This window comes from Streptomyces sp. O3, from assembly GCF_054788135.1.
Genome location: NZ_JBTVYK010000004.1, coordinates 46,752 through 60,521 on the forward strand (window position 1 = coordinate 46,752; position 13,770 = coordinate 60,521).

Here is a 13,770-nt window from a genome sequence, read left to right on the forward strand (position 1 = left end):
GGGGCCCGTACCTCTGACAAGCGGCAAGAGAGCGCACCCGCAAAGCGAAAGGGGCCCGGCACGCGGACGACATCCGCGCGCCGGGCCCTTCAGCGTGGCCCGCGTCGGGCCCCTCAGCGTGGCCGATCGCCCGGCGTGGCTACCGCCCGGCGTGGCCGCCCGTTACTCGGGCTCGCCGGTCGAGACGGTGAGGGTGATCCGCAGGTTGTCGGGATCGACGTCGGTTCCGGGGACCGGGTACTGCTCCATCACGGTGCCCTGGCCGTAGGTGTTCTCGTCCTTCTCCGTCTCGTTGTAGTTCCAGGTCCCCTTGCCCGCCTGGATGCACTCCTTGACCGACTCGATGTACTTCAGCCGGAAGTTGGGCATCTTGATCTTGTCCGCGTCGTGCTGCCCCACGTCCGGCTCGGAGCACTTGGTCTTCTCGATCGTCCGGGCCTTGTCCGGCCCCTTGAACCCCGTCCCCGGCTTCGGCTGCTGAGGCTGCTGCGTCTGCTGAGAGGTCTCGCCGCCCCCGGCGTTGTTGTTCTTGCCGCCGCCGTCGTCGTCGCCGAGCGAGTCAGCCACCAGGATCCCGCCCCCGACCAGCACGATCGCACCCACGATCGCGCCCACGAGCATCGGCATCCTGCTCTTCCCGCCCCCGGCGGCACCCCCGCGCCCAGCGGGCGCGTGGTGGTACGGCGGCGGGGTCTGGGCCCCCGGCTGTGCGGCCGCGTAGGGCGTCGGGGTCGGCGCGGGAGTCTGGTAGCCGGGCCCCGGCTGCTGCGGGTACCCGTAGCCCTGCGAGGGCGCCGGGGTGGGGGCGCCGCCGTACGGGCTCGGCTGGTACGGGGTCTGGACGCCGCCGGGCCCGGTGGGCGGCGCCTGGCCGGTCTGGTCGAGCGGCGGGAAGACGGTCGAGCCGACGCCCGCGCCGCTGGAGCCCTGCGCGCCCGGCACGATGCTCGGCGCGGCGGCCTGGAAGGACTGCGCGACGCGCAGGCACTCGTCGCGCATCGCCTCGGCGGTCGGGAAGCGTTCGTTCGGGTTCTTCTTCAGCGCGCGGGCGACGAGCGCGTCGATGGCGGGCGGCAGCGAGCGGTTGATGGAGGACGGCGCGACCGGCTCCTCCTGGACGTGCGCGTACGCGATGGCCAGCGGCGAGTCGGCCTCGAACGGCAGCCGCCCGGTGACCAGCTGGAACAGCATGATGCCGACCGAGTACAGGTCGGAGCGGGCGTCCACGCCACGGCCCAGGGCCTGCTCGGGCGACAGGTACTGCGGGGTGCCGACCACCATGCCGGTCTGCGTCATCGAGGTGACGCCCGACTGCATCGCACGGGCGATGCCGAAGTCCATGACCTTGACGACGTTGCGCTTGGTCATCATGACGTTGCCGGGCTTGATGTCCCGGTGGACCAGGCCCATCTCGTGGCTGATCTCCAGCGCCGCCAGCACATCCGCGGTGACCTTGAGCGCCTTGTCGCTGGGCATCGCGCCGTACTGCTGGACGTCCCGGTCCAGGACGGAGCCGAGCGGCTGGCCCTCGACGTACTCCATGACGATGTACGGCATGGTCGCGCCGTCGAGGGCTTCCTCGCCGGTGTCGAAGACCGACACGATGTTCGTGTGCGTGAGCTTGGCCACGGACTGGGCCTCGCGCCGGAAGCGCTCGCGGAAGGACTGCTCGCGGCCGAGTTCGGAGTGCAGGGTCTTGATGGCGACCTGCCGGTCGAGCACCGAGTCATACGCCAGGTGGACGGAGGCCATGCCGCCTTCGCCCAGGAGGTCCCGCAGCTGGTAGCGGCCACCGGCGAGCGTCTGCCCCGTGTAGCGGCCCTGTGCGCCGCCGTCCTGGCTGCTCATGTCTGTGCGTCCCCCATCGGCGCGATAATGCAGGTTCGTCTCGGCGTCTTCGGCTCGGCGTCGTGGTCCGGTGCGGCCGTGGGCCGCCGCGGCCGTGATCCGGTGCGTCCAGACCCGTAGATCCCGAGTATTCCCAGCCAAGTCTGCCCGAGGGCCCCGGCACGTCAAGCCAGGTGCCCGTTCCGTGACCGTACGCGCAACAAGCGTCTCGGAAGCGTTACGCGCTCGGCACCCGATTTGCTGGTAACCCCTGGTAACGGGTTTGATGGCCGGTCCGCCTCGGACCGGCCGGCCCCGCGGAGGCTGTAGCGTGGCCGGACGCTAGTAGTTACGACAGGAAACGACGGCGAGGACCGATGGACCAGCAGCGCGCCCAGGGCCCGTCCGACCCAGAGGCGAGTGGCGGCGGCGGGTCGTCAGACGCCCCTGAGCTGTGGGGCAACGGTGGGCTGGTCGGAGACGGCCGCTACCGGCTGACCCGCAGACTCGGCCGGGGCGGCATGGCCGAGGTCTTCGCCGCCGAGGACGTCCGGCTCGGCCGTACGGTCGCGGTGAAGCTGCTGCGCACCGACCTCGCCGAGGACCCGATCTCCAAGGCCAGATTCACCCGTGAGGCCCAGTCGGTCGCGGGCCTGAACCACCACGCGGTGGTCGCGGTCTACGACTCCGGTGAGGACGTCATCGGGGCCAACACCATCCCGTACATCGTGATGGAGCTGGTCGAGGGCCGGACGATCCGCGACCTGCTGATCAACGCCGAGGCGCCGGGCCCCGAGCAGGCGCTGATCATCGTCTCCGGCGTCCTGGAGGCCCTCGCCTACTCGCACCAGCACGGCATCGTGCACCGCGACATCAAGCCGGCGAACGTGATCATCACCGACGGCGGCGCGGTCAAGGTGATGGACTTCGGCATCGCCCGCGCGCTGCACGGCGCGTCCAACACGATGACCCAGACCGGCATGGTCATGGGCACCCCGCAGTACCTGTCCCCCGAGCAGGCGCTCGGCAAGGCCGTCGACCACCGCTCCGACCTGTACGCGACCGGCTGCCTGCTCTACGAGCTGCTCGCGCTGCGCCCTCCGTTCACCGGCGAGACCCCGCTGTCGGTCGTCTATCAGCACGTTCAGGACATGCCGGTCCCGCCGTCCGAGATGTCCGACGGGGCGCCGCCGGAGCTGGACGGCCTGGCCATGCGCTCGCTGGCCAAGGACCCGGACGACCGGTTCCAGAGCGCCGAGGAGATGCGCGGCCTGGTCCAGTACGGGTTGCAGATGCTCCAGGAGCAGGGCGGGCACACCGGCACCTGGAACACCGGCCCGGTGGAGATGCACGAGAGCGGCGGCACCCCGGCGATGGGCGTCGGCGGCGCGGCGCCCGGCCACGCGGGCGACAGCGGCACGGCGGCCCAGCCGATGCTTCACGCGCCGGGCGACGGCGGCGGCTACGGCGGCTATGACGGGGGCTACCCGAGTGGCGGCTACCAGAGCGGCGGTGGCGGCCGCGGCAAGATGTGGCTCGTCGCGGTACTCGCGGTACTCGCGATCGTGGCCGGGGTCGCCTGGGCGATGCAGGGCGTCGGAGGCGGTGACGGCGGCGGTGCGAAGACCGACAACTCGCCGACGACGACCTCCGAGCCGACCAAGGACGACGAGGACAAGGACAAGGTCAAGGACGAGGAGTCCAAGGAGCCGACGGACGACCCGTCCACGCACAACCCGACCAGGCCGGGCGGCAGCGTGACGGGCGGCGGCAACGGCGGCTGGACCCCGCCCAAGACCATGGACCCGACCGAGGACCCGACGGAGGATCCGACGGAGGATCCGACCGAGGACCCGACGGACGAGCCCACCGACCCGACCGAGCCGACGACGGGCGGTTCCGAGGGCGGCACCACCGAGGGCGATACGACGACGGGCGGTTCCGAGGGCGGCACCACCGGGGGCGATACGACGACGGGTGGCTCCGATGACGGCGGCACCACCACGACGGGTGGCTCCGGTGACGGCGGCACCACCACGACGGGTGGCTCCGGTGACGGCGGCACCGGCGACAGCACGACCGGGGGCGATACGACGACGGGCGGCTCCGAGGACGGCGGCGGCACCACCGGCGACAGCACGACCGGGGGCTGACCCACCAGCCGGACTCCGTCCGCGGCCAGACCGCGTTCCCGACCGGGACCCCGTCCGCCTACCGCGCGGAGCCGCCCTCCAGCCGGTGCACGGTGCCGACCTGCGGCTCGACGCGCAGATAGACCGGGTCGAAGGCCTCGCCGTCGGCGAAGCGCGGGGCGGGCCCGAGAAGCCCCAGCTCATCGGTGGTCGGCTCGACGGCCTCACAGGCCCCCACGCACTGCGCGGACCAGGCCCCGTCCCCGTCGTGGTTCAGGCTGTCCGCGCCGTACGCCACGACGCCGCCCTGGCAGGCCAGGTGGTAGCCGAAGCCCCGATGCATACGGAGCAGGATCCGGCCGTTCCGTACGATGTGCCGGGCGACGGCCAGGAACGGGAGCGCCCGCATGCTCGTCGCGACGCGGCCGTACTCGACCCGGCCGAGCAGCTCGATCGCTTCGACCGCGTCGGCCGCGCGGCCTTCTGCGGCGTACATGGCGGCGGATCGGTCGACGGGCCTGACGGTGGACGTACCAGCGGCGGGGGACATGTCTCCCACCGTCGGCCACCGGCACCACGCCGTAACAGGGCCGCTGGCCCCCAGAACTCGGGACGTAAGTCCCGCATAAACGCTCAGCCAGGTCCAGCCCGCACCCAGCCAGGTCCAGCCCGCACCCAGCCAGGTCCAGCCCGCACCCAGTCAGGCCCAGCCCGCACCCAGCTCAGTGCCGCTCCGCCTGCATCCGGGCCACATACGCGGCCGCCTGGCTGCGGCGCTCCATGCCCAGCTTGGCGAGCAGGCTGGAGACATAGTTCTTGATCGTCTTCTCGGCGAGGTGCAGCCGCTCGCCGATCGCGCGGTTGGTCAGCCCCTCGCCGATCAGGTCGAGAATCCTGCGCTCCTGCTCGGTGAGCTTGGCCAGCCGGTCGTCGCCCTTGCCGCGGTCGCCGTCCCGCAGCCGTTCCAGGACCCGAGCGGTGGCCACCGGGTCGAGCAGCGACTTGCCCGCCGCCACGTCCCGTACGGCCGAAAGCAGCTCGTTCCCCCGGATGGCCTTCAGGACATAACCGGACGCTCCGGCCATGATCGCGTCGAAGAGGGCCTCGTCGTCCGCGAACGAGGTGAGCATCAGGCACTTGATATCCGGGTTCTGCGAGCGGATCTCGCGGCACACCTCGACCCCGCTGCCGTCCGGCAGCCGGACGTCGAGCACGGCCACGTCAGGCCGGGCCGCGGGGATTCTGACCAGGGCGTCCGCGGCCGTACCGGCCTCTCCGACGACCTCGATGTCGTTCTCGACGGAGAGCATTTCATGGACGCCCCTGCGGACCACTTCATGGTCATCCAGCAGGAATACGGTGATATTTCCCTCTTCGCGCACAGTGTCAGTCTCACACATTGGCTCTTCCCGTGCCGTAGGGGACCGGGATAACGTGCCCGTGTTCCGGCCACCTGCAAGGCTGTGACCAGTACCTGTTCACGACTTTCTCGATTTACTTGGAAATCCAAGCAAAATCGCAGGTCAAATGGGGTTTCGCAGATATGTGATGCACTGGGTAACGTGCCTTTCGCAGGGTGCTCGCCGGGACACCTGTCACGCCTGTTCCCGTCCGAGCCGCACCCACCCCCGTGCGCGGGCACGGATTACAGGCGAGCCGCACTGGTTCCCGGTCGATCCCGGGGACCGGACCGACGGAGGAGCACACGTGACCGTGGAGAGCACCGCCCCGCGCAAGCCGCGCCGCAGCAGTAGCGGCGGCACCAATAGCACCAGTAGCACCAGTAGCGGCAAGCGCGCGACCGCCGAGAAGACGACCGCCAAGAAGACGGCGGCCAAGACGACCGCCAAGAAGACGGCGGCCAGGAAGACGGCGGCGAGCAAGGCGGCGGAGAACAGCGCACAGCCCGAGCTCGTACAGCTGCTGACCCCCGAGGGCAAGCGCGTCGAGCACCCCGAGTACTCCATCGACCTGACCCCGGAAGAGCTGCGCGGCCTGTACCGGGACATGGTCCTGACCCGCCGCTTCGACGCCGAGGCGACCTCGCTCCAGCGGCAGGGCGAACTGGGCCTGTGGGCCTCGCTGCTCGGCCAGGAGGCCGCGCAGATCGGCTCCGGGCGGGCCACCCGCGAGGACGACTATGTCTTCCCGACCTACCGCGAGCACGGCGTGGCCTGGTGCCGCGGGGTCGACCCGGCGAATCTGCTCGGCATGTTCCGCGGCGTCAACCACGGCGGCTGGGACCCCAACAGCAACAACTTCCACCTGTACACCATCGTCATCGGTTCGCAGACGCTGCACGCCACCGGCTACGCGATGGGCGTCGCCAAGGACGGCGCGGACTCCGCGGTCATCGCCTATTTCGGTGATGGTGCGTCAAGCCAGGGTGACGTCGCCGAGTCCTTCACGTTCTCCGCGGTCTACAACGCCCCGGTGGTGTTCTTCTGCCAGAACAACCAGTGGGCGATCTCCGAGCCCACCGAGCGCCAGACGCGGGTGCCGCTCTACCAGCGTGCGCAGGGCTTCGGCTTTCCGGGCGTCCGGGTCGACGGCAACGACGTACTGGCCTGTCTGGCCGTCACCAAGTCCGCGCTGGAGCGGGCCCGTCGGGGCGAGGGCCCGACCCTGGTCGAGGCGTTCACGTACCGGATGGGCGCGCACACCACGTCCGACGACCCGACCAAGTACCGCGCGGACGAGGAGCGGGAGGCCTGGGAGGCCAAGGACCCGATTCTGCGGCTGAGGGCCTACCTGGAGTCCGAAGGGGCCGCGGACGAGGCCTTCTTCACGGATCTGGACGCCGAGAGCGAGGCGCTCGGCAAGCGGGTGCGGGAGGCCGTTCGAGCGATGCCCGACCCTGACCTGATGGCGATCTTCGAGAATGTCTACGCCGACGGGAGCGCGCTGGTCGACGAGGAGCGCGCGCAGTTCGCCGCTTACCAGGCGTCCTTCGCGGACTCCGGCGCCGAGGAGGCTGAGTAACCATGGCAGCTGAGAAGATGGCGCTCGCGAAGGCGCTGAACGAGTCCCTCCGCAAGGCCCTCGACACCGACCCCAAGGTCCTGATCATGGGCGAGGACGTCGGCAAGCTCGGCGGTGTCTTCCGGGTCACGGACGGTCTGCAGAAGGACTTCGGCGAGGAGCGGGTCATCGACACCCCGCTGGCCGAGTCCGGCATCGTCGGCACGGCGATCGGGCTCGCGCTGCGCGGCTACCGCCCGGTGGTCGAGATCCAGTTCGACGGTTTCGTGTTCCCCGCGTACGACCAGATCGTCACGCAGCTCGCGAAGATGCACGCGCGTGCGCTCGGCAAGGTGAAGCTGCCGGTCGTCATCCGGATTCCGTACGGCGGCGGCATCGGCGCGGTCGAGCACCACTCGGAGTCGCCGGAGGCGCTGTTCGCGCATGTGGCGGGCCTGAAGTGCGTCTCGCCGTCGAACGCGTCGGACGCGTACTGGATGATGCAGCAGGCGATCCAGAGCGACGACCCGGTGATCTTCTTCGAGCCGAAGCGGCGCTACTGGGACAAGGCCGAGGTCGACACGCAGGCCATCCCCGGCCCGCTGCACACCGCGCGGACCGTGCGGGACGGCTCGGACCTGACGCTGGCGGCGTACGGCCCGATGGTGAAGGTCTGCCTGGAGGCGGCGGCCGCGGCGGCCGAGGAGGGCAAGTCGGTGGAGGTCGTGGACATCCGCTCGATGTCGCCGATCGACTTCGACGCGATCCAGGCGTCGGTCGAGAAGACCGGCCGTCTGGTGGTGGTGCATGAGGCGCCGGTCTTCTACGGGTCCGGCGCGGAGATCGCCGCTCGCATCACGGAGCGGTGCTTCTACCACCTGGAGGCGCCGGTGCTGCGGGTCGGCGGGTACCACGCGCCGTATCCGCCCGCGCGTCTGGAGGAGGAGTACCTGCCGGGACTTGACCGGGTGCTCGACGCCGTCGACCGCGCGCTGGCGTACTGAGGAGAGCATCGTGACGATCCGCGAATTCAAGATGCCCGACGTGGGCGAGGGCCTGACCGAGGCCGAGATCCTCAAGTGGTACGTCCAGCCCGGTGACACGGTGACCGACGGCCAGGCGGTGTGCGAGGTCGAGACGGCGAAGGCGGCGGTCGAGCTGCCGATCCCGTTCGACGGCGTCGTCCATGAGCTGCGTTTCCCCGAGGGGACGACGGTGGACGTGGGCGAGGTCATCATCTCGGTGAACGTGGCGCCGGGGGCGGGCGACGCGGCTGCCGCGCCTGCCGCGCCTGCCGCTGAGCCGGTCGCCGCGGCCGCTCCGGCTGAGGCTCCGGCGGCTCCGGCGCCGGCGGCTCCGACGGCGGAGCCCGAGGCCGAGGCTGAGGCCGAGCCGGAGGGCCGCCAGCCGGTCCTGGTCGGCTACGGCGTGGCCCAGAGCTCGACCAAGCGCCGCGCGCGGAAGCCGGAGGCGGCGCAGGCGCAGGCCGCCGCGGCGGTCCAGGGCGAGCTGAACGGCAGCGCGCCGGTCGCCCCTTCCGGCCCCGCCGCCGGTTCGGCCGCGGCTCAGGGCGTACGGCCGCTGGCCAAGCCCCCCGTCCGCAAGCTGGCCAAGGATCTCGGCGTCGACCTGGCCCTGGTCGTCCCGACGGGCCGCGAGGGCACGATCACCCGCGAGGACGTCCACGCGGCGGCCGCGGCCGCCGTACCGGCCCCGGCCGCGCCGGTGACCGCGCCCGCCGAGCCCGTGTCCGCGCCCGCCCCGCAGGCGGAGCCGCAGCCCGCGGCCGTGGCCGCGGGAGCCGAGGCGGCGGCGGAGGGCCGCGAGACCCGTATCCCCATCAAGGGTGTACGCAAGGCCACGGCGGCGGCGATGGTCGGCTCGGCGTTCACGGCCCCGCACGTCACGGAGTTCGTGACGGTCGACGTCACCCGCACCATGAAGCTGGTCGAGCAGCTCAAGCAGGATAAGGACATGGCGGGAGTACGGGTCAACCCGCTGCTCCTCATCGCCAAGGCCCTGCTGGTCGCGATCAAGCGGAACCCGGACGTGAACGCGGCCTGGGACGAGGCCAACCAGGAGATCGTCCAGAAGCACTACGTCAACCTGGGCATCGCGGCGGCCACGCCCCGTGGCCTGATCGTCCCGAACATCAAGGACGCGCACGCCAAGACCCTGCCCCAACTGGCAGCGGCCCTGGGCGAACTGGTCTCCACAGCCCGCGAGGGCAAGACCACCCCGGCCGCGATGCAGAACGGCACCGTCACCATCACCAACGTCGGCGTCTTCGGCGTCGACACCGGCACGCCGATCCTCAACCCCGGCGAGTCGGCGATCCTGGCGGTCGGCGCGATCAAGCTCCAGCCGTGGGTCCACAAGGGCAAGGTCAAGCCCCGTCAGGTGACGACCCTGGCCCTGTCCTTCGACCACCGCCTGGTCGACGGCGAGTTGGGCTCCAAGGTCCTCGCGGACGTGGCGGCGATCCTGGAACACCCCAAGCGCCTGATGACCTGGGCGTAACTCACCGCCAGGAGCCCCGCCGCAGCGCGCTCACGCGTGCGCGGCGGGGCTCCGGCCCGCGCGGCCGAGCTCCAGCAGGAGGTACTCAACGGTCCGGCCTCAGCTCCAACTCGGCGAGGGCATATGCGGCTGCCCCGCCGCCAGCGGACGGCCGGTGTGAGCATCGAGCAGGACGCGATCGCCGACCGGCCGATCCAGCCGTACTGTCACCTTCTTCAGATTCAGCCTGTCGGGGCAGGGGCCGCCCCTGGCCCCTTCGACGGAAGCGGAGAGCACCACGCTGCCGCTGTTCTCCAACGCGTCCACCACCGGGCCGTCGTCACAGGAACCCTGACGTGCCCACACCGTGACGGTCCGTCCGCCCCCGGTCAGCTCGGCCAGTCGGTCGACGGGGTTCAGCTGTGCGGCTGCCTCAGCGGGCTTGATCGGTGACTGCGGAAGCTTCGACGGGAGGACCGCCGCCCGCCTGAGAGGGGAGGCATAGCCCTCCAGCGTGAACAGCCAGGCGGGGACCGACGCCGACCCCCGACTCGTGATCAGCGTCATCTCCCCCAGCCGCACACCGGTCACCGTCAGATGCTCTCCATCGCCGGGGCTGAGAGCGACGGAATCGTACGCCTGTCGTGCTCCCATCAGCGGACGCGTGAGCGAAGCGCCGTTCTTCCACACGACCCGACCCTCGTTTGGCGTGGAGGCGGGGAACTCACCCCGCCAGACGAGATTCTGGGTCTGGTACGCGCATGTGTACGCCTCATTCCGCAGGCCGCCCTCCGGAAGCTGGACCACGTCGGCCATGGGGTGGTAGCCGGAGCGCCACGCCTTGGCGGCAGGGGATCCGTCCCAAGCCGCCGCCACCTGCTGGGCACGGTCGCTCGACGCCGTTCCGCCGTCGCCCGCCGCTTGTTCGCTGCCGCAGCCGACGGCGGCGGCCATGCCCGAGGCGGACAGGACCGCCACGGTAAGCAGGCTGACGGCGTTCGACGCCCTGACTGACATGCTGGCCTCCGGGAGCGACGACGGCTTCACACACTGTGCCGTGGGTTCGACGCGGCCGAGCGGCTGCGGGTTTCGTCAGATCCCCCCACGATCGACGCCGTAACGCGGCCACCCGGACGGCCCGGAGCCCCGCCGCAGCGCGCTCACGCACGCACGGCGGGGCTCCGGCCCGCGCGGCCGAGCTCCAGCTCGGCGAACACGGTCTTCCCGACGACCCTCGGCACGCACCCCCACCGACTGGCGACCAGCGCGACCACCCACAGCCCGCGTCCGTACGTGTCGTCGCCGTCCGGGGTACGAGCCTGCGGCCGCCGCTCCCCGCGCGGATCGCTCACCTCGATCCGCAGCACCGAGCCCGCGACCGCGACGCGCACCCGGAACAGCCGGTCCCGCAGGCACCCGTGCAGCAACGCGTTGGTCGCCAGCTCACTGGCCAACAACGCGGCGTCCCCCGCGACTTCGGGATATCCCCACTCGGCCACCAGCCGCGCGATTCGTCGCCGTACGAGCGGCACGCTGCCGGTGCGCGGCGTGTAGTCGAGACAGTCCTCGCGGAGCACGGGACCACCGGGGTCGGGCTGGGCCCCTTCTTGCGCTGCGGTCATGAACCACGCACCTCCTCGTGCGATCGGCTCACCTCATACGGCACCGGGTCGCCGGTGGCGGTGCCGCGTGCGCAGGGCAGCGCGGTGCACTTCCGCCAACTGGTGTCGCTGTGCGAGCGGTTGAGTACTTACGGTAGCTTTCATGCTCCATCGCATTCAAGTTAGCTGCAAGAAATATCTACTCGAACTTGCTTGTGTGTCCTGGCGAGACGCCTGCACACTGATCCAGCACGTAGAGGAAGGTGGGGCGCTGTGGTCTCAGACCGGGCAGACCGAGGTACATCGGTATCGACAGTCCTGGCACGGCGACTGGGCGGAGAGCTGCTGCGTATGCGCGAAGCCTGCGGCATGAAGCAGCCGCAGGCGGCAGAGGCGCTGGCCGCGTCCGTGGCGAAGGTCGCGAAGATGGAGCGCGGTTGGGTGCCTATGCGTGACCCGGACATCCGGGCGCTCTGCCAGCTCTACGGAGTGGATGAACCCAAGGTCATCGACCGGCTGTTGGGCTTGGCGAAAGCCGACCGTGGCCGACGCAAGAAGAAGGGGTGGTGGAATCAGTACCCCGAACTGCGCGCCCTGACGGAGTACGTGGCCTTGGAGGACCTGGCCACCTATGTGCGGACCTACCAAGTCAGCGTACTGCCAGGCCTGTTTCAGACGCCCGACTACGCGCGTGCACTGGCCGTGGGGTGTGGTGCATGGGACGACCCTGACGAGATCGAACGGTTCGTAGAAGCGCGGCTGACGCGCCAGGCCAGGCTATCGGGCGAGGCACCGATCCAGGTGTGGGCAGTGGTCAGCGAAGCTGCCTTGCGTCAAGAAGTCGGCGGCAGGGAAGTCATGCGTGACCAACTGAAGCACCTGCTTGAGCTGATGAGGCTGTCCAACGTGAAAGTACAGGTGCTGCCCTACCTCGCTGGCGCACACGCCGGGATGGCGGGTGCGTTCAATATCGTCTCGTTCGCGGAACCCGGCGCGGTCGACGTGGTGCACCTGGACACCCCCTCGTCTAGCCTGTGGTTGGAGAGTGAACAGGACTCGGCACGCCACGGCGTCATCTTCGACAGAGTCGCCCGGAGTTCCCTGGCTCAGGCGGGATCCCGTTCGCTCGTTGAGCGCATCATCGAGGGGATCTAGCACGGTGTCCAAGTACGAGTTCGTGAAGTCCAGTTACAGCACAGGTAACGGCGAGTGCGTCGAAGTCGCTCGCAATGTGTCTGGCACTGTGGCTGTCAGGGACTCCAAGATCCTGAACGGTCCGGTACTCCGCCTCGCTCCCACCGCCTGGTCCGCCTTCACCGAGGACCTGCCCGCGCTCAGTCGTCGCCGGTGACGGAGCGATCTCGCCGAGCTTGTCAGTTCCGTACGCCGACAGCCACGGCCAGCTCACGTACACCCGTCACGCGAGGGTGCCGTGTGCTCAGCTCGTGGGCGATCTCCCGAATCGCTGGGCGGTCGCGGACCTCGCCCGGCGAGACGCGGAGCGCGGCGAGCAGCTCAGCGGTCGTTTGTTCGGGCTTCCCCCACTGCCACCACGCGCGACCCAGGTCGGTGTGCATCCGGCCCTTGCGTTCGGCCGTGGTGAACAGGGACTCGTGAAGCCCCCGGCCCGCTTGCAAGGCGGTGCCGGCGTCGCCAAGTGCCCAGTGAATACCTACCTCGTAGAGGCTGACAGCGGCCGGAGTGATAGGGAACAGTCGACCACTCGGAGCCGTTTCCGGAAGCCGTCGTGCTGCCCGCGACGCTTCCCGAATCATGGCCACCGCCTGATCACGGTCCCCGGCCCGCGCCGCTGTGTACGAAGTCGTGCACAACATCTGAGCGTACGCCGATGCCTGGGCATCGGTGGCCAGTCCGGTCGCCTCCACCTTGTTCGAGGCGTTCATGATGAGCCGTTGCGCGGCCTCGGACTGGTCTTGGTGGCGTAGCACGATGCTCAGCTCCCGAGCGGCCGCGGCAGATACGAGCGGCGAGCCGGACAGGTCGGCGTAGATGGTCGCGCGGTCGGCGGTGAGCCGCGCGCGATCGTAGCGGCCGATCTTGACAAGTACCTGTGCGGCCAGGCTGTAGCAGGCGGAGAGGCGTGCATGGGCGAGGTCGGAGCGAGCTTGGGCCGCGTCGTGTGCGTCGCCGAGCAGTCCGGGGAGCGCCTCCAGCAGGGCTGCGTGCTTCCCGGCGTCGAAGAGAGCCCGCGCCCGTGCTAGCCGGGTGTCAAGAGGGACAGCCGAACAGGTCGGGGCGGGCACGTTCGCGAGGGCCTCATCCACATCGGCGAGCAGCAGATGCGCGGGTGCCGCCAGTCCAGCGGCCGCGAGCAGGGTCCGGCGGCGCATTGGGTCCTCCTCGACGCAACGTGGACCATCCGCCGCAACCTTAGTGGGTTGGAGGGGTACGAGCCCGAGTGCCGCCGCCAGGAGATCTGAAGGAACTCCGACCGCCTGGGCGGCTCTGTGCAAGAGGCGTAGGTCAGCCGTTCTGCCACGTTGCTCCATACGTGAAACCGTGGCGATCGAGCACCCGACGCGGCGGCCAAGGTCGGCTTGCCGCCACCCTCGGTTGCCACGCCCCACACGGATAAGCCCTCCGGCATCGCGACGAGCGACGAGTGCACGAACCTTGGCGGTATCCCACAGCGGATCTATGCCGCGCATCGTCCCTCCCACTGGCCGGGGCCGGGCTCACCTCACGGTATCTCTGGCCCGACGATGCGGCGACACGCTTTTCATGCTCTG

The 13,770-nt window shown here is 70.2% G+C and carries 12 protein-coding genes; 6 read left to right on the forward strand and 6 right to left on the reverse strand.

Features of this window, described 5'->3' with window-relative positions; genetic code table 11:
• Positions 1-162: 162 nt before the first annotated feature.
• On the reverse strand, positions 163-1,848 hold the full coding sequence (locus tag ACX6XY_RS03610; protein WP_460326225.1) for a protein kinase domain-containing protein: 1,686 nt from the start codon (positions 1,846-1,848) through the stop codon (positions 163-165).
• A 356-nt stretch (positions 1,849-2,204) separates the two neighbouring features.
• Here ACX6XY_RS03610 and ACX6XY_RS03615 point away from each other — a divergent pair, with 356 nt between their 5' ends.
• Positions 2,205-3,980, forward strand: a complete 1,776-nt coding sequence (locus ACX6XY_RS03615; protein ID WP_460326226.1) for a protein kinase domain-containing protein — start codon at positions 2,205-2,207, stop codon at positions 3,978-3,980.
• 58 nt (positions 3,981-4,038) lie between these two features.
• Here ACX6XY_RS03615 and ACX6XY_RS03620 read toward each other — a convergent pair whose 3' ends face one another.
• Positions 4,039-4,455, reverse strand: a complete 417-nt coding sequence (locus ACX6XY_RS03620; protein WP_460326461.1) for a pyridoxamine 5'-phosphate oxidase family protein — start codon at positions 4,453-4,455, stop codon at positions 4,039-4,041.
• A 226-nt stretch (positions 4,456-4,681) separates the two neighbouring features.
• On the reverse strand, positions 4,682-5,341 hold the full coding sequence (locus ACX6XY_RS03625) for a response regulator (RefSeq protein ID WP_460326228.1): 660 nt from the start codon (positions 5,339-5,341) through the stop codon (positions 4,682-4,684).
• A gap of 325 nt (positions 5,342-5,666) precedes the next feature.
• Between ACX6XY_RS03625 and pdhA the strand changes: the two genes are divergently transcribed.
• The 3 genes from pdhA to ACX6XY_RS03640 are packed head-to-tail and all read left to right on the forward strand — an operon-like array spanning position 5,667 to position 9,440.
• On the forward strand, positions 5,667-6,941 hold the full coding sequence (pdhA, locus tag ACX6XY_RS03630; RefSeq protein WP_460326230.1) for a pyruvate dehydrogenase (acetyl-transferring) E1 component subunit alpha: 1,275 nt from the start codon (positions 5,667-5,669) through the stop codon (positions 6,939-6,941).
• Between the two features lie 2 nt (positions 6,942-6,943).
• Entirely contained in the window at positions 6,944-7,924 is a 981-nt protein-coding gene (locus tag ACX6XY_RS03635) for an alpha-ketoacid dehydrogenase subunit beta (protein ID WP_460326232.1), read from the forward strand.
• 31 nt (positions 7,925-7,955) lie between these two features.
• Positions 7,956-9,440 (forward strand): dihydrolipoamide acetyltransferase family protein, encoded by a 1,485-nt coding sequence (locus ACX6XY_RS03640; RefSeq protein ID WP_460326462.1) that lies wholly within the window; start codon positions 7,956-7,958, stop codon positions 9,438-9,440.
• A 99-nt stretch (positions 9,441-9,539) separates the two neighbouring features.
• Here the strand turns inward: ACX6XY_RS03640 and ACX6XY_RS03645 are convergent, their stop codons facing one another.
• Together ACX6XY_RS03645 and ACX6XY_RS03650 are read right to left on the reverse strand one after the other, a co-directional pair.
• Positions 9,540-10,373 carry a hypothetical protein gene (locus tag ACX6XY_RS03645; RefSeq protein ID WP_460326234.1) on the reverse strand — a complete coding sequence of 278 codons (834 nt, stop codon included), beginning with the start codon at positions 10,371-10,373 and terminating at the stop codon, positions 9,540-9,542.
• A 206-nt stretch (positions 10,374-10,579) separates the two neighbouring features.
• Positions 10,580-11,041: an ATP-binding protein gene (locus ACX6XY_RS03650; protein WP_460326236.1), complete on the reverse strand. Its 462-nt coding sequence runs from the start codon at positions 11,039-11,041 to the stop codon at positions 10,580-10,582.
• A 252-nt stretch (positions 11,042-11,293) separates the two neighbouring features.
• Between ACX6XY_RS03650 and ACX6XY_RS03655 the strand changes: the two genes are divergently transcribed.
• Together ACX6XY_RS03655 and ACX6XY_RS03660 are read left to right on the forward strand one after the other, a co-directional pair.
• A complete protein-coding gene (locus ACX6XY_RS03655; protein ID WP_460326239.1) occupies positions 11,294-12,175 on the forward strand; it encodes a helix-turn-helix domain-containing protein in 882 nt (293 codons plus the stop codon).
• Between the two features lie 4 nt (positions 12,176-12,179).
• Positions 12,180-12,371: a DUF397 domain-containing protein gene (locus tag ACX6XY_RS03660; RefSeq protein ID WP_460326241.1), complete on the forward strand. Its 192-nt coding sequence runs from the start codon at positions 12,180-12,182 to the stop codon at positions 12,369-12,371.
• A 22-nt stretch (positions 12,372-12,393) separates the two neighbouring features.
• Here the strand turns inward: ACX6XY_RS03660 and ACX6XY_RS03665 are convergent, their stop codons facing one another.
• Positions 12,394-13,689 carry a helix-turn-helix domain-containing protein gene (locus tag ACX6XY_RS03665; protein ID WP_460326243.1) on the reverse strand — a complete coding sequence of 432 codons (1,296 nt, stop codon included), beginning with the start codon at positions 13,687-13,689 and terminating at the stop codon, positions 12,394-12,396.
• Positions 13,690-13,770: the final 81 nt, after the last annotated feature.